Source organism: Enterobacter cloacae complex sp. 370H10 (genome assembly GCF_050031535.1).
GTDB classification, from domain to species: Bacteria; Pseudomonadota; Gammaproteobacteria; order Enterobacterales; family Enterobacteriaceae; genus Enterobacter; species Enterobacter intestinihominis.
Genome location: NZ_JBLGWG010000001.1, coordinates 882,706 through 898,641, shown reverse-complemented (window position 1 = coordinate 898,641; position 15,936 = coordinate 882,706). Strand labels below are relative to the sequence as shown.

The window sequence follows — 15,936 nt, the reverse complement described above, 5'->3', positions numbered from 1 at the left end:
TCATGAGTTCCTTGAAGGAAGGGAGGAGTGAGTAGCCGCGTGTTCAAACAGCGCGCGGCGGCGCAAAAATGCGGCGGATGGCGGTGCGATCTGTATAACGCTGCGATCGCGATTAATCTCCTGCCAGCGGTGGCAGGCGACCTGACGTCCGCCGTCGATTACCTGATGAATCGGCTCAACCTGACGACATTCATCGCTAACATAGGGGCAACGGGTGTGGAAACGGCAGCCGGAGGGCGGATTAGCCGGGTTCGGTAAATCACCCTGCAACAGCGGCGCATCCCGCGCTACGCCTGGCTGCATTTGCGGCGCAGAGGCAATTAATGCCTGGGTATAAGGATGCAGCGGCGCGTCGAAGATATCGTCGACGGTGGCCAGCTCGACGATTTGCCCAAGATACATCACCGCCACGCGGTCGCTCATATGACGGATAACCGCCAGACCGTGGGCGACGATCACCATCGTTAGCCCCAACTTGTGCTTCAGGCTTTCCAGTAAATTGACCACCTGTGCCTGGACGGAAACATCCAGTGCGGAAACCGGTTCATCGCCCAGCAGCAGCTTTGGGCCTGACGCCAGCGCGCGCGCAATGCCGATACGCTGACGCTGCCCGCCGGAAAATTCGTGCGGATAACGTCCGGCCCAGGCCGCGGGCAAGCCGACCGTCCTGAGCAGCTCGGCGACGTGGTACTGGCGATCCGCTTTTTTCATGTTCTGGTGCAGCCACAGCGGCTCACCGACAATCTGTTCTACCGTCATGCGCGGGTTCAGCGAGGCGAAGGGATCCTGAAAGATGATCTGTAGCTCACGCCGGAGCTGGTTCAGACGTGCGCCTGAGGCGTGGGTGATCTCCTCACCCTGATAAAATACGCGCCCTTCGCTGGCGCCCAGCAGGCGCAGCAGCAGCCGGCCGAGGGTGGATTTCCCGGAACCTGATTCGCCGACAATAGCCAGCGTTTCGCCTGGCAGCACCGACAGTGAAACGCGGTCAACAGCCGTGACAAAGCGGGCCGGCGTAAACAGTTTTTTCGGGCCGGGGAAAAGCTTGCTCAGATCCCGGGCTTCAAGAATGGGCGTGGTCATGCAATTTCTCCCAGGGCAATGTGTTGTTCCAGCGGCACGCGGAAGCAGGCAACCTGATGACCCGTGCCGAGCATAGTGAGCGGTGGTTTTTCAGCATGACAGCGCGTCTGCGCGAAGGGACATCGGGTGGCAAAGCGGCAGCCTTGAGGCATGGATTCCGGCAGCGGGACCGATCCGGGAATGGTGGAAAGCTGGCCCTTGCGTACGCCAAGGGAGGGGATCGAGCCCATCAGGCCAATTGTGTACGGGTGCTGCGGGTCGGCAAATATCGCCTCGACGCTTCCCTGCTCTACTACCTGGCCGGCATACATCACCGCCACCTGCTGTGCCACTTCGGCCACCACGCCTAAATCGTGGGTGATCATCAGCACCGCCGTGCCCGTTTCTTCTTTTAAGGTATTGAGCAGAGCGAGAATTTGCGCCTGAATGGTCACGTCCAGAGCGGTAGTGGGTTCGTCAGCGATCAGTAATTTGGGATGGTTTATCAGCGCCATCGCAATCATCACGCGCTGGCGCATACCGCCGGAAAGCTGATGCGGGTAAACCTTAAGGCGCATCTCTGCGGCCGGGATCTGCACCTTCTCCAGGATCTGTAGCGCAACCGTCATCGCCTCAGCCCGGGAGATCGTTTGATGGCGCATCACCGCTTCACTGAGCTGATCGCCAAGCGTGAAAGCCGGGTTGAGCGAGGTCATGGGCTCCTGGAATATCATCGCCAGCTCGCTGCCGCGCAGATTGGCATACTCGCGCGGCGAGAGCTTGCGCAGATCGTGGCGGCGGAAGTGCATCTCCCCGCTGACGATCCTGGCGCTGGCAGGCAATAACCCCATCAGCGCCAGGGAAGTGATGCTTTTACCACAGCCGGACTCGCCCACCAGCGCCAGCGTTTCGCCCGCCCTTACCGTCAGCGAGATGTCTTCGAGCACGCTTACCGGCGAGCCCGCGAATTTAACGTTGAGGTTTTGCAGCCGCAGTACGGGCATGGAGTCCTTAAAGGGTATCGTCGTCATAGCGTGGAATCGTCCTCAAGGTGGATGGCCTGAATCAGGGCGGTTTGCAGGCTGAGCAGGTGTTCGCGCATGGCGGCCGCAGCTTCATTAGGCTGGCGATGAATAATCGCTGACATGATTTTGTGATGGTGGTCGTTGTAGTTGTCGACACGTTCGGGGGTGCGGGCAAGCTCGCGTAAATACTGCCAGCCGGGCTCCCGGCGGACGGCATCTATCGCATCGAAAAGCCCTAGCATCAGGCGGTTGCCGGCTGCTTCCGCAATGGCGCGATGAAAGGCGCTATCCCACAGTTCGTTAAGATCGCGGTCATCCGGGCTGACCTTGTCAATGCGTTCCAGCATGCGCTGCATGAGCGCGAGGTTTTCCCTGGTGGCACGCAGTGCCGCAAGTCGGGCTAAGCCGGGTTCGAGCTGTAGTCGAGCTTCCATGACTTCCAGCAGGTTGGTTTGCTGAACCAATCCCTGAAGCGCCAACGGCTCAACAGGGGCAGCCGGACCAATGAAGGTACCTTTGCCCTGCTTGCGCCAGATCCGCCCTTCTTCTTCCAGCACGTCCAGCGCGCGACGCACTTCGCGTCGTCCTACGCCGAGTGTTTCCGATAGCTCACGTTCAGTGGGCAGCGGAGTGCCTGGTGTTGACTCGTGCTGGTTGATAAGCCCGCGCAACTGGTCAAGCGCGGTGCTGGAATTTGCTAAAACCCGTGAAGGTTTTTCCATATTGGTTCGCTCGCTTTCATCATGGCTTTATTTTTATTAACGATAAGTTATTGATATGACAGACTACTTATCGTGCTAATGATTAAGCAATAAGCGAACCAATAACGTATTGGTTCATGAGTTTTCTGAAGAATGACAGGTAACTGAATGATTTCTTATGAATTATTTTTACATAATTATTACATATCAAAATGAGGGCAGAAGGTGAGATGGAGACATAATGCACAATAACAGTGCAAATTACGCACCAATAATGTGCATTTGTTAATAAATTGCACTTTGTTTATTAAATTTTTGTTAATTAAAATAGAATGAGAATAGGTGAGTTTTTAGGGGGTATAAAACGACGAAAGCCTGAATCATTTCTGATTCAGGCTTTCTGAATAGTGGCGGAACGGACGGGACTCGAACCCGCGACCCCCTGCGTGACAGGCAGGTATTCTAACCGACTGAACTACCGCTCCACTGTTCCCGTTTGGGGAACGAGGCGAATATTACGGTTTGCCTCTGAACTCGTCAACGCTTTTTCTCAGGTTTTGAATCGTTTGCTGCAAAAATCACCCAAACGGCGATTTAACAAACGTTTCCGCCTTTTTTCATCCACGCCACAGACAGCTTCCGCCCTTCTTCTGCACTAAATCGAGGCGAGATTCGTGGTTCATTAGCTCTTCATCACTGGCTAAAACAACCCGCAGGCGATTAGCCTGGCGCACGACACGCTGAATGCCGCCTTCATCCCGCGTCTGCTGGGATTCATTTTCCATACTGAATTTTATCGACGTTTGCCCGCCGGTCATGGTCAGGTATACATCGGCCAGGATCTGGGCATCGAGCAATGCGCCGTGCAGGGTACGCTTGGTGTTGTCTATCTCATAGCGAGAGCACAGGGCATCAAGGCTGTTACGCTTGCCGGGAAACATCTTCCTTGCCAGCGCCAGGCTATCCGTGACTTTACAGAACGTATTGGTCTTTGGAATATCGCGGTTGAGCTTGCTGAACTCATAGTCCATAAAGCCGATATCGAACGACGCGTTATGAATGACAAGTTCCGCACCTCTGATGTAGTCGAGAAATTCATCCGCGACATCGGCGAAGGTGGGCTTATCCAGCAAAAACTCATCGGCAATCCCGTGAACGCCGAACGCTTCCGGATCCACCAGCCGATCGGGTTTGAGGTAAACGTGGAAGTTGTTGCCCGTAAGACGACGGTTCACCACTTCAACGGCTCCAATCTCAATGATTTTGTGCCCTTCGTAGTGGGCGCCAATCTGGTTCATACCGGTGGTTTCGGTATCAAGAACAATCTGGCGAGTAATTGCAGTGCTCATAGCGGTCATTTATGTCAGACTTATCGTTTTACTGAACGTTTCAAATACAGGAAGTCTACCAGAGATGCGTAAACAGGTAGAAATTTTCACCGATGGATCTTGTCTCGGTAACCCAGGGCCCGGCGGCTATGGTGCCATTATGCGCTATCGCCAGCATGAAAAAACATTTAGTGAAGGCTATTTCCTGACCACCAACAACCGCATGGAGTTGATGGCGGCCATCGTGGCGCTGGAAGCCTTAAAAGAACATTGTGACGTGGTGCTGAGTACCGACAGCCAGTATGTTCGCCAGGGCATTACCCAATGGATCCACAACTGGAAAAAGCGCGGCTGGAAAACGGCAGAGAAAAAACCCGTCAAGAATGTCGATCTCTGGAAGCGTCTTGATGCCGCCCTCGGTCAGCACGAAATCAAATGGGAGTGGGTAAAGGGGCACGCCGGTCACCCTGAAAACGAACGCTGTGACGAGCTGGCTCGCGCGGCGGCATCAAACCCAACCCATGAGGATGCAGGTTATCAACCTGAATCCTGATCACGGTTTTTTGTACTGCCGCGTGGCACCCACGGTCTGGCGGATCCGCGTTTTTGATTTGCTTTGCTTCATTGGGTTGAGCGTAAGTGGGATCGTCCTCTTACGCGCGACAATAAATTGCATGCAGCCCAGCGCGGGTAAATGGGTGCTTAATAAGACCCCGCCTTTACGCGTCCAGGGGATGACCTGAAAACCCCCGTAGCTCAGCACTTCGAAATTTAACAGTGAAAGCCAGTCCAGCTGGCGCATCATGGTAAACATCCTGCTGTTATATGGCGGCGTGCGGCGCAGAACGGGCGTCAGTTTACGTAGCCCGATCAGACTCAGCGGATTAAAACCGCTCAGGATCAGCCAGCCGTCATCAATCAAAACGCGGTCGGCTTCCCGCAGCAGACGATGGGGATCGCTGCACCAGGGCAGCGTGTGAGCGAGCAGACAGGCATCAATGGATTTTTCCGCAAACGGCAAATGCAGCGGATCAGCCTTTACCTGAACCGGGGAGCCATTAAGCGATACGCTAACCTGATGCGAGATAGCGCAGCTTTCGGTATTGATTTCTGCGCTCAGATTGCCAATCTTAAGCAGGTGAAAACCATACATTTTCGCGAGCCAGGGTTTAAGCTGAAGTTCTAAGGCCTCGCGATAATATTCACCCCAGGGCAACTCTGCCCAACGTTCCGGTGGTGCGACAGTCTGAGGTATCCTTGCCGGTTTCATCAAAACACCCGCCACGCTATAAGAGGTAATGCATGAATCTTATCAGTATTTCCGCCTTTCAGGACAATTACATCTGGGTTTTAGTCGATGACGATCGCAGATGCATCATTGTTGATCCCGGCGAATCCGTACCGATCCTGCACGCGATAGAAGAAAACGACTGGCAGCCTGAAGCGATCCTCCTTACCCATCACCATCACGATCATGTCGGCGGTGTTCCCGATCTCCTTGCGCGCTATCCCCATATTCCCGTCTACGGACCAGCAGAGACACAGGATAAGGGTACGACGCAAGTTGTCGAAGAAGGCGAAAGTATCCTCATCCTCGGGTGCGAGTTTTCCGTATTTGCTACGCCAGGTCACACTTCCGGTCATCTCTGTTTCTACAGCAAACCTTATCTTTTTTGTGGCGACACGCTGTTTTCCGGCGGCTGTGGAAGGCTGTTTGAAGGCACGCCAGAACAGATGTATCAATCTTTACAAAAAATTAATGCGCTGCCAGCCGACACCGTAATTTGTTGCGCACATGAGTATACATTAGGGAATATGAAGTTTGCTGCAAGCGTACTACCAGAGGATCGGGCGATTCAGGATTATTACCAGAAAGTGAAGGAGTTACGTGCAAAAAACCAAAAAACACTCCCCGTAATTCTGAAAAATGAGCGACAAATAAATTTATTTTTAAGAACGAATGACGTTGATTTAATTAATAAAATTAATCAAGAAACAAATTTGTTACAACCTGAAGCGCGATTTGCATGGTTAAGGTCAAAGAAAGATAACTTCAGATAATTGCGGGTTGCCTTTTCAAAAATTCGCCGTTATCATCGCTCGTCTTTTAAGCAACTATTGACACACACATGAAGGCAAAAGCGATATTACTCGCCTCTGTCCTGCTTGTAGGTTGCCAGTCACAAAACGGCAGCAACGTACAACAGCACGCACAGAGCCTTTCTGCGGCTGGTCAAGGGGAAGCAGGGAAGTTTACGAGTCAGGCGCGATGGTTGGACGATGGGACATCCTTCGCGCAGGAACAAGACTTGTGGGCCTCTATTGGCGACGAGCTAAAGATGGGAATTCCGGAAAACAGCCGGATTCGCGAACAGAAACAGAAGTATTTGAGAAATAAGAGCTATCTCCACGATGTAACATTACGGGCAGAGCCGTATATGTACTGGATAGCAGGGCAAGTTAAGAAACGTAACATGCCTATGGAACTGGTACTACTACCCATAGTGGAGAGCGCTTTTGACCCGCACGCGACGTCTGGCGCCAATGCAGCAGGCATCTGGCAGATCATTCCGAGCACAGGGCGAAATTATGGTTTAAAGCAGACCCGCAACTACGATGCGCGTCGTGATGTTGTCGCTTCAACGACAGCCGCTCTCGACATGATGCAACGTCTGAACAAGATGTTTGACGGCGACTGGTTATTGACTGTCGCGGCGTATAACAGTGGTGAAGGTCGTGTACTGAAGGCAATGAAAGCGAATAAAGCGCGTGGAAAATCCACAGACTTCTGGTCGCTCTCACTGCCACAGGAAACAAAGATTTACGTACCGAAAATGCTGGCACTGAGTGACATTCTCAAGAACAGCAAACGTTACGGTGTACAACTGCCAACACCAGACGAAAGTCGTGCACTGGCGCGTGTCCGCCTCAGCAGCCCTGTTGATATTCAACAGGTTGCCGATATGACGGGTATGTCGGTAAGTAAGCTTAAAACCTTTAATGCAGGTGTTAAAGGCTCCACGCTGGGTGCAAGCGGCCCGCGCTATGTGATGGTTCCGCAGAAACACGCGGAGCAGTTACGTGAGTCTTTAGCTTCGGGTGAAATTGCAGCCGTTCAGTCTACGCTGATTGCTGATACGTCGCCTGTAAGCAGCCGCAGCTATAAGGTGCGTTCAGGTGATACGCTTTCAGGTATTGCATCACGTCTTGGCGTGAATACGAAAGATCTCCAGCAGTGGAATAATCTGCGCGGATCCGGTCTGAAAGTGGGTCAAACGCTGACCGTAGGTGCAGGTAGCAGCGCACAGCGTCTCGCTAAAAACAGCGATAGCATTACCTATCGCGTACGTAAAGGCGACTCGCTGTCCAGTATTGCTAAGCGTCACGGCGTAAACATCAAAGATGTGATGCGCTGGAACAACGATACTGACAACCTGCAACCTGGCGACCAGCTGACGTTGTTTGTGAAAAACAGCGCTACGCCAGATTCCTGATAGTACGATCGCTTATTAAAAAGGCACCGATTCCCCTCGGTGCCTTTTTTGTTTATCCCGCTTTTTGCGCTTCAGCCATAATGGTGTCGCTGGTAAACGAACCATCGTCATGCAGTTCAAAGTACGCCTTGACGTCAGCAGAGGCACTCTCCTGATACAATCGGATCGCCTGAGTTAATGCCTCCGGCGTGCGCATCCGTGCAATCCATGACGTGAACTCCAGCGGCAAACGGTCGGTTATCAATGAGCGTGAAATCAAGCCAGCTTCGGTGATAAACGTAAGCCACTCTCCACTGGAGTAGTTTTGCACGTGCGAGGTATCACGCAGCGCTTCAACCGTCTGGAGCCAGATATTCCGTACCGGATGCCCGGGAGACATCACGTCCATGATGATGAATATTCCGCCCGGTTTGAGCACGCGTTTCACTTCCCGTAATGCCTGCCCCACATCATGCCAGTGGTGTGCAGAGTAACGGCTAATCACAGCCTCAAAGGATGCATCCTCAAAGGGTAAAGATTCAGCGTAGCCCTGGCGCGTCGTGACGTTATTCAGTCCTTTCGCTTTCGCCGCTTCAGCAACCACATCCAGCATCTGGCTCGATAAGTCATACGCCGTCACCTGAGCAACCTGCTGTGCGGCGGTAAAACTGGCATGCCCCGCCCCGCAGCCTAAGTCCAGCACGTGCGCGTCAGGAAACGCGGCGAGCCGTTCGCCGAGACGCACCAGATCGCGGCCAGAGGCATGTACGGCACTGCTCAGGTAGGCACTTGCCTGAGAACCAAACTGTTTTTCGACGTTGTCATGATGGGAGTGTGTTGTTGTCATGTTGCTGTCCTTTTATGGGTTAAAAAATAAAGGGCAGCACCCGCACAGGCCTGCCCCACGGCAGACCTGACGCACCATTATTTATCAGGTTTGCCGGGACTGAATTCGACTAGTAGAGGATTATGATCGGAGGCGCGCGTCACCAGAACGGAGGCGTCGTGCACGCTTAAACCCCGATAGAAGACAAAATCGAGAGGACGACCAAACGCTTTCTTGCGCTGGTCATCGTTAAAACGAACTTCACGCAGCGACATTTCACGCGCGAAGCGGTACAACGCGTTCATACGCGGACGGCTCCAGGCATTGAAGTCCCCGGCCATAATGATCGGCCCACTGTGATGAGCAATCTGATCGCCGATGGGAAGTAACTGCTTACTGTACACATCAACACCCAGGCTGAAGTTCACCGCATGAATGTTTACCACCATCAGCAGACGGGTGTCGGGCAACGGATAGACCGTGACCAGCGCTGATTTTGCCAGACGCAGGATCGGCTCACGTTCACGCAGCGGGCAGCAATAGACCGGATGTGCGGCTGAAAGGGTCATCACCCCGGAAGGATGCTGTGGCAGAACAAAGGCAGGCACCTGATCGGCTGCAAGATAGTTCGTCGTTGCAAACCTGACCAGTTCAGGCGTGGTTTGCGCCTCCTGTAACAGAACCAGATGCGCATCTTTACCAAAATTTTGAAGTACGGATAACCACTCCGCACGCTGTTGCTTAAAGATGTTCCACACCAGTACGCGAATTTTTTCGTCACTGCTTAATGGAGTGCCCGCTGGTAATGCCTGGCTAAGGCTCGCAAACGACCCCGGAGGCAAGATCCTCTCCGCAGGCATTCCGGCAACATAACGCATGGCATAGGTATTTTTTCGCACTTTTGGAAACGGCCTCTGTAACATGAACCAGCCCGGAAAACGGACTGGTTCTAATGTTATAGGGATTTTAGGTCACACTTTCAACGCAATTACTGAGAAACCGCTTTCCAGTTTTGTAAGCAAGCACTTACTGATACTTATCCAAGTGCGACGCGAGCGGGTTTATCAAGCCGTCCACTAAGACCAATAAGGAGGAAAGCGATAAGCACAATTACCGCACCAATCCATGGCGTTTGGGTTAATCCAACATGTTCAACCACCTGCCCACCGATAACCGAACCGAGTGCGATACCGATATTAAATGCGGCGATATTCAGCCCAGATGCGACATCCACCGCATTAGGCGTATAACGTTCGGCTTTCTGCACAACATATACCTGCAATCCCGGCACGTTACCAAAAGCGAATATCCCCATAACCAACACCGTTACCAGCGCGGCGTATTGCATCGATGCGGTGAACTGGAAAATCATCAGCAGGGCAACCAGGGCGGCGAAGATGAATTTCAGCGCCGGTACCGCACCATGCTTATCCGCAAGCTTGCCGCCCCAGATATTGCCGATTGCGACGGAGATACCGTAGCCCAGTAAAATCCAGCTCACCGCGCCCGGAGAAAAACCAGCCAGTTCCTGCATCATCGGTGCAAGGAAGGTGAACGCAGTGAACACACCTCCATAACCCAGGGCCGTAACGGCATAGATCAGCAGCAGGCGCGGGTGTGTCAGAACCTTAACCTGATCGCTCAGGCTGACGCTCGCGCGCCCCGGAATACTGGAGGGCACCAGCAGCAGGCTGGCTACCAGAGCAATCACGCCCAACAGCGATACCGCGAGGAAGGTTTCACGCCAGCCAAAATGTTGTCCGATAAACGTTCCTAACGGCACGCCGGTGACCAGCGCGACGGTTAAGCCACCAAACATAATCGCAATGGCTGACGCCGCTTTCTCTTTTGGCACCAGGCTGGTTGCAATCGTGGAACCGATGGAGAAGAAGACACCGTGCGCGAGGCCTGTCAGCAGGCGGGCAATGACCAGCGTGGAGTAATCCGGTGACTGCCACGCCAGAATATTGCCAGCAGTGAAGAGCACCATCAGGGCAACTAACAGTTGTTTACGTGGAAAGCGTCCAGTCAGTGCGGTCAGCACAGGCGCCCCAACAGCGACGCCTAACGCGTAAATAGATACCAGCAGCCCGGCAGAAGGCAGCGAGATAGCGAGTTGTTCAGCAATGGTAGGAACAAGTCCTACGATAACAAATTCGGTCGTGCCAATTGCGAAGGCACTGATCGTCAGGGCAAGAAGCGCCAGTGGCATAAAATACTCCGTCTCTTCAGGATTAAGATGACAGGCAGTATGCGCCAGTGTTTAAATAACAAAAATGGTTAGAATCTCAATAGAATTTTGCAGGTGATGCAATAATGAAAGCCACATCGGAAGAACTGACTGTCTTCGTTGCCGTTGTTGAAAGCGGCAGCTTCAGCCGTGCTGCCGAACAGCTCGGACAGGCGAACTCCGCCATCAGCCGCTCGGTGAAAAAGCTGGAGATGAAGCTCGGGGTGAGTCTGCTCAACAGAACAACGCGGCAGCTCAGCCTGACGGAAGAAGGTGAACGTTATTTTCGACGCGTGCAGTCCGTTTTGCAGGAGATGGCGGCAGCAGAAACGGAAATCATGGAATCACGCAGCACGCCGCGTGGGCTGCTGCGCATAGATGCGGCGACGCCGGTCGTGCTGCATTTCCTGATGCCGTTGATTAAACCCTTCCGCGAACGCTACCCGGAGATGACCCTGTCTCTGGTCTCTTCTGAGACGTTTATTAACCTGATTGAGCGTAAAGTTGACGTGGCGATCCGCGCGGGAACCCTGACGGATTCAAGTTTACGCGCTCGCCCTCTGTTCACCAGCTACCGCAAAATTATCGCGTCACCGCAATATATTGCAGAGCATGGCAAACCTGAGACCGTTGAGGAGCTGAAGCAGCACCTGTGCCTGGGCTTTACGGAACCTGTCTCGCTGAACACCTGGCCCGTGGCCTGTCATGACGGACAACTTCATGAGATCACCTGCGGACTTTCGTCTAATAGCGGGGAAACGCTGAAACAGCTATGTCTTGAAGGAAACGGGATCGCCTGTTTATCAGACTATATGATTGATAAGGAAATAGCTGCGGGCCAGCTAGTTGAGCTAATGGCTGACAAACGCTTACCTGTAGAGATGCCTTTTAGCGCGGTGTATTACAGTGACAGAGCAGTAAGTACGCGCATACGCGCTTTTATCGACTTCCTTAGCGAACATATAAAAACAGCTCCCGGAGGAGCTGTGTGAGGGTTTAAGGGTACAGAGGGAGGGTTTTTATTAATCCCAGTTAGGTGCTAACCCTTCGGGACTGACCAGACGATCGTTGCATTCCAGTGCAGCGATCGCTTTTTTATCTTCATCATCGAGCTGGAGATCCCACGCTAACAGGTTACTTGCCAGGTTTTCACGTTTGGTTGAAGACGGGATCACGGCATATCCTTCACCTATCGCCCATGCCAGGATCACCTGTGCAGCTGTTGCTTTGTGTTTTTCAGCGATGCGTGCAATCACTTCATCTTTCAGGGCCTTACCATATGCCAGCGTCATGTACGAGGTGATGTGAATGCCATGCTGTTTCGCCCAGTCCACAACTTTGCGGTTTTGCAGGTAAGGAGAGAGTTCAATCTGATTAGTAGCAATATTCTCTTTACCCACTGCGGCAATGGCTTTTTCCATCAATGGGATAGTGAAATTCGAGATACCAATTTCACGCGTCAAGCCCTGCTCTTTTGCTTCCAGCAGCGCCTGCATGAACTCTTCTACGGAGACGGCATCGCCAGGTGATGGCCAGTGGATCAGCGTCAGATCAACATAGTCAGTACGCAGCTTTTTCAGACTTTCCTTCAGGCTCAGGATCAGCTTGTCTTTGCTGAGGTTCTCAATCCAGATTTTGGTGGTGATGAAAAGCTCATGGCGCGGTACGCCGCTCTCCTCGATAGCCTGACCTACGGCAGCTTCGTTGTCATAAATCTGCGCCGTATCAATAGCGCGATAGCCCAACTCGAGTGCGGTTTTAACAGATGCGATAACAACGTCGTCCTTCAGGCGAAAAGTGCCCAGACCCAGTGCAGGGATAGTCATATCATTCCTCAATCGTTATGTTCGTAAACTGAGGAGGATTATCGCTGTGGTTGTTATGTCGAAAAAGATCGTAAAACGCAGAGGATTTTTGCTAATTTCGCAATAGTTAAACGACAGATAAGAAAAAAGCCCTGAGCGTTAGCTCAGGGCTTTTAATAAGTGGCGGAACGGACGGGACTCGAACCCGCGACCCCCTGCGTGACAGGCAGGTATTCTAACCGACTGAACTACCGCTCCACCGAATACTTCTGTAACCACCGGATTAATGCACCGGCTTACTACTTAATTTGATGCCTGGCAGTTCCCTACTCTCACATGGGGAGACCCCACACTACCATCGGCGCTACGGCGTTTCACTTCTGAGTTCGGCATGGGGTCAGGTGGGACCACCGCGCTAAAGCCGCCAGGCAAATTCTGTTAATCTGTATCAGGCTGAAAATCGTGTCTGTCTCTCTTCGCCAAAACAGCTTCGGCGTTGTAAGGTTAAGCCTCACGGTTCATTAGTATCGGTTAGCTCAACGCATCGCTGCGCTTACACACCCGACCTATCAACGTCGTCGTCTTCAACGTTCCTTCAGGAGACTTAAAGTCTCAGGGAGAACTCATCTCGGGGCAAGTTTCGTGCTTAGATGCTTTCAGCACTTATCTCTTCCGCATTTAGCTACCGGGCAGTGCCATTGGCATGACAACCCGAACACCAGTGATGCGTCCACTCCGGTCCTCTCGTACTAGGAGCAGCCCCCCTCAATTCTCCAGCGCCCACGGCAGATAGGGACCGAACTGTCTCACGACGTTCTAAACCCAGCTCGCGTACCACTTTAAATGGCGAACAGCCATACCCTTGGGACCTACTTCAGCCCCAGGATGTGATGAGCCGACATCGAGGTGCCAAACACCGCCGTCGATATGAACTCTTGGGCGGTATCAGCCTGTTATCCCCGGAGTACCTTTTATCCGTTGAGCGATGGCCCTTCCATTCAGAACCACCGGATCACTATGACCTGCTTTCGCACCTGCTCGCGCCGTCACGCTCGCAGTCAAGCTGGCTTATGCCATTGCACTAACCTCCTGATGTCCGACCAGGATTAGCCAACCTTCGTGCTCCTCCGTTACTCTTTGGGAGGAGACCGCCCCAGTCAAACTACCCACCAGACACTGTCCGCAACCCGGATTACGGGTCTACGTTAGAACACCAGCCATTAAAGGGTGGTATTTCAAGGTTGGCTCCACGCAGACTGGCGTCCACGCTTCAAAGCCTCCCACCTATCCTACACATCAAGGACCAGTGTTCAGTGTCAAGCTATAGTAAAGGTTCACGGGGTCTTTCCGTCTTGCCGCGGGTACACTGCATCTTCACAGCGAGTTCAATTTCACTGAGTCTCGGGTGGAGACAGCCTGGCCATCATTACGCCATTCGTGCAGGTCGGAACTTACCCGACAAGGAATTTCGCTACCTTAGGACCGTTATAGTTACGGCCGCCGTTTACCGGGGCTTCGATCAAGAGCTTCGCGTTGCCGCTAACCCCATCAATTAACCTTCCGGCACCGGGCAGGCGTCACACCGTATACGTCCACTTTCGTGTTTGCACAGTGCTGTGTTTTTAATAAACAGTTGCAGCCAGCTGGTATCTTCGACTGATTTCAGCTCCGCCCGCAGGGGCTTCACCTACATATCAGCGTGCCTTCTCCCGAAGTTACGGCACCATTTTGCCTAGTTCCTTCACCCGAGTTCTCTCAAGCGCCTTGGTATTCTCTACCTGACCACCTGTGTCGGTTTGGGGTACGATTTCGTGTTACCTGATGCTTAGAGGCTTTTCCTGGAAGCAGGGCATTTATCACTTCAGCACCGTAGTGCCTCGTCATCACACCTCAGCGTTAATAAGGTACCGGATTTACCTGGAACCTCCGCCTACATGCTTAAACCGGGACAACCGTCGCCCGGCTGACATAGCCTTCTCCGTCCCCCCTTCGCAGTAACACCAAGTACAGGAATATTAACCTGTTTCCCATCGACTACGCCTTTCGGCCTCGCCTTAGGGGTCGACTCACCCTGCCCCGATTAACGTTGGACAGGAACCCTTGGTCTTCCGGCGAGCGGGCTTTTCACCCGCTTTATCGTTACTTATGTCAGCATTCGCACTTCTGATACCTCCAGCACCCCTCACAGGACACCTTCAACGGCTTACAGAACGCTCCCCTACCCAACAACACATAGTGTCGCTGCCGCAGCTTCGGTGCATGGTTTAGCCCCGTTACATCTTCCGCGCAGGCCGACTCGACCAGTGAGCTATTACGCTTTCTTTAAATGATGGCTGCTTCTAAGCCAACATCCTGGCTGTCTGTGCCTTCCCACATCGTTTCCCACTTAACCATGACTTTGGGACCTTAGCTGGCGGTCTGGGTTGTTTCCCTCTTCACGACGGACGTTAGCACCCGCCGTGTGTCTCCCGTGATAACATTCTTCGGTATTCGTAGTTTGCATCGGGTTGGTAAGCCGGGATGGCCCCCTAGCCGAAACAGTGCTCTACCCCCGAAGATGAGTTCACGAGGCGCTACCTAAATAGCTTTCGGGGAGAACCAGCTATCTCCCGGTTTGATTGGCCTTTCACCCCCAGCCACAGGTCATCCGCTAATTTTTCAACATTAGTCGGTTCGGTCCTCCAGTTAGTGTTACCCAACCTTCAACCTGCCCATGGCTAGATCACCGGGTTTCGGGTCTATACCCTGCAACTTAACGCCCAGTTAAGACTCGGTTTCCCTTCGGCTCCCCTATACGGTTAACCTTGCTACAGAATATAAGTCGCTGACCCATTATACAAAAGGTACGCAGTCACCCCATAAAGAGGCTCCCACTGCTTGTACGTACACGGTTTCAGGTTCTTTTTCACTCCCCTCGCCGGGGTTCTTTTCGCCTTTCCCTCACGGTACTGGTTCACTATCGGTCAGTCAGGAGTATTTAGCCTTGGAGGATGGTCCCCCCATATTCAGACAGGATACCACGTGTCCCGCCCTACTCTTCGAGTTCACAGCAAGTGTGCTTTCGTGTACGGGACTATCACCCTGTACCGTCGGACTTTCCAGACCGTTCCACTAACACACAAGCTGATTCAGACTCCGGGCTGCTCCCCGTTCGCTCGCCGCTACTGGGGGAATCTCGGTTGATTTCTTTTCCTCGGGGTACTTAGATGTTTCAGTTCCCCCGGTTCGCCTCGTTAACCTATGTATTCAGTTAACGATAGTGCAACGGATTGCACTGGGTTTCCCCATTCGGACATCGCCGGGTCAAAGGTTCATATCACCTCGCCGGCGCTTTTCGCAGATTAGCACGTCCTTCATCGCCTCTGACTGCCAGGGCATCCACCGTGTACGCTTAGTCGCTTAACCTCACAACCCGAAGATGTTTCACTTCTGATTGCGAAAATTTGAGAGACTCGAACACACATGAGCTGTGTGTCGTTTCAATTT

The 15,936-nt window shown here is 52.9% G+C and carries 13 protein-coding genes, 2 tRNA genes and 2 rRNA genes; 4 read left to right on the top strand and 13 right to left on the bottom strand.

Annotated elements, in window-relative coordinates:
• The 5 genes from ACQG2Q_RS04220 to dnaQ all read right to left on the bottom strand — a co-directional run bounded on the left by ACQG2Q_RS04220 (position 1) and on the right by dnaQ (position 4,137).
• Complete coding sequence (locus ACQG2Q_RS04220) at positions 1 to 1,083, bottom strand: ABC transporter ATP-binding protein (RefSeq protein ID WP_063850116.1); 1,083 nt, start codon at positions 1,081 to 1,083, stop codon at positions 1 to 3.
• Positions 1,080 to 2,093, bottom strand: coding sequence for an ABC transporter ATP-binding protein (locus ACQG2Q_RS04215; RefSeq protein ID WP_045623443.1), 1,014 nt, complete (start codon positions 2,091 to 2,093; stop codon positions 1,080 to 1,082). Before ACQG2Q_RS04215 ends, ACQG2Q_RS04220 begins: the two co-directional genes overlap by 4 nt.
• Entirely contained in the window at positions 2,090 to 2,809 is a 720-nt protein-coding gene (locus tag ACQG2Q_RS04210; RefSeq protein ID WP_022647132.1) for a FadR/GntR family transcriptional regulator, read from the bottom strand. The genes ACQG2Q_RS04215 and ACQG2Q_RS04210 overlap by 4 nt, the downstream gene beginning before the upstream one ends.
• Before the next feature lie 387 nt (positions 2,810 to 3,196).
• A tRNA-Asp gene (locus ACQG2Q_RS04205) sits at positions 3,197 to 3,273 on the bottom strand.
• A gap of 132 nt (positions 3,274 to 3,405) precedes the next feature.
• On the bottom strand, positions 3,406 to 4,137 hold the full coding sequence (gene dnaQ / locus ACQG2Q_RS04200) for a DNA polymerase III subunit epsilon (protein ID WP_072201000.1): 732 nt from the start codon (positions 4,135 to 4,137) through the stop codon (positions 3,406 to 3,408).
• Between dnaQ and rnhA the strand changes: the two genes are divergently transcribed.
• The gene (gene rnhA / locus ACQG2Q_RS04195) at positions 4,091 to 4,669 is read left to right on the top strand and encodes a ribonuclease HI (protein WP_160840538.1); all 579 of its coding nucleotides are present in this window, start codon (positions 4,091 to 4,093) and stop codon (positions 4,667 to 4,669) included. The two genes, dnaQ and rnhA, sit on opposite strands and share 47 nt — an antisense overlap.
• On the opposite strand, the gene ACQG2Q_RS04190 is transcribed toward rnhA, so the two are convergent.
• Positions 4,670 to 5,386 (bottom strand): class I SAM-dependent methyltransferase, encoded by a 717-nt coding sequence (locus tag ACQG2Q_RS04190; protein ID WP_023305478.1) that lies wholly within the window; start codon positions 5,384 to 5,386, stop codon positions 4,670 to 4,672.
• 32 nt (positions 5,387 to 5,418) lie between these two features.
• Between ACQG2Q_RS04190 and gloB the strand changes: the two genes are divergently transcribed.
• Both gloB and mltD read left to right on the top strand, forming a co-directional pair.
• Positions 5,419 to 6,177, top strand: a complete 759-nt coding sequence (gloB, locus tag ACQG2Q_RS04185; RefSeq protein WP_022647129.1) for a hydroxyacylglutathione hydrolase — start codon at positions 5,419 to 5,421, stop codon at positions 6,175 to 6,177.
• A gap of 68 nt (positions 6,178 to 6,245) precedes the next feature.
• Complete coding sequence (mltD, locus tag ACQG2Q_RS04180) at positions 6,246 to 7,610, top strand: murein transglycosylase D (RefSeq protein ID WP_022647128.1); 1,365 nt, start codon at positions 6,246 to 6,248, stop codon at positions 7,608 to 7,610.
• 52 nt (positions 7,611 to 7,662) lie between these two features.
• Here mltD and ACQG2Q_RS04175 read toward each other — a convergent pair whose 3' ends face one another.
• The 3 genes from ACQG2Q_RS04175 to ACQG2Q_RS04165 all read right to left on the bottom strand — a co-directional run bounded on the left by ACQG2Q_RS04175 (position 7,663) and on the right by ACQG2Q_RS04165 (position 10,627).
• Positions 7,663 to 8,436, bottom strand: a complete 774-nt coding sequence (locus ACQG2Q_RS04175) for a class I SAM-dependent methyltransferase (RefSeq protein ID WP_022647127.1) — start codon at positions 8,434 to 8,436, stop codon at positions 7,663 to 7,665.
• 77 nt (positions 8,437 to 8,513) lie between these two features.
• Positions 8,514 to 9,314 (bottom strand): endonuclease/exonuclease/phosphatase family protein, encoded by an 801-nt coding sequence (locus ACQG2Q_RS04170; protein ID WP_032621812.1) that lies wholly within the window; start codon positions 9,312 to 9,314, stop codon positions 8,514 to 8,516.
• 137 nt (positions 9,315 to 9,451) lie between these two features.
• Entirely contained in the window at positions 9,452 to 10,627 is a 1,176-nt protein-coding gene (locus ACQG2Q_RS04165) for an MFS transporter (protein ID WP_023305476.1), read from the bottom strand.
• A gap of 104 nt (positions 10,628 to 10,731) precedes the next feature.
• Here ACQG2Q_RS04165 and yafC point away from each other — a divergent pair, with 104 nt between their 5' ends.
• Positions 10,732 to 11,637: a DNA-binding transcriptional regulator YafC gene (gene yafC, locus ACQG2Q_RS04160; RefSeq protein WP_022647124.1), complete on the top strand. Its 906-nt coding sequence runs from the start codon at positions 10,732 to 10,734 to the stop codon at positions 11,635 to 11,637.
• Between the two features lie 30 nt (positions 11,638 to 11,667).
• Here yafC and dkgB read toward each other — a convergent pair whose 3' ends face one another.
• The 4 genes from dkgB to ACQG2Q_RS04140 form a co-directional block, all read right to left on the bottom strand.
• Complete coding sequence (dkgB, locus tag ACQG2Q_RS04155; RefSeq protein ID WP_063850114.1) at positions 11,668 to 12,471, bottom strand: 2,5-didehydrogluconate reductase DkgB; 804 nt, start codon at positions 12,469 to 12,471, stop codon at positions 11,668 to 11,670.
• Positions 12,472 to 12,631: 160 nt separating this feature from the next.
• A tRNA-Asp gene (locus ACQG2Q_RS04150) sits at positions 12,632 to 12,708 on the bottom strand.
• A gap of 55 nt (positions 12,709 to 12,763) precedes the next feature.
• Positions 12,764 to 12,879 (bottom strand): 5S ribosomal RNA (gene rrf, locus ACQG2Q_RS04145).
• A gap of 71 nt (positions 12,880 to 12,950) precedes the next feature.
• Positions 12,951 to 15,855, bottom strand: a 23S ribosomal RNA gene (locus ACQG2Q_RS04140).
• Positions 15,856 to 15,936: the final 81 nt, after the last annotated feature.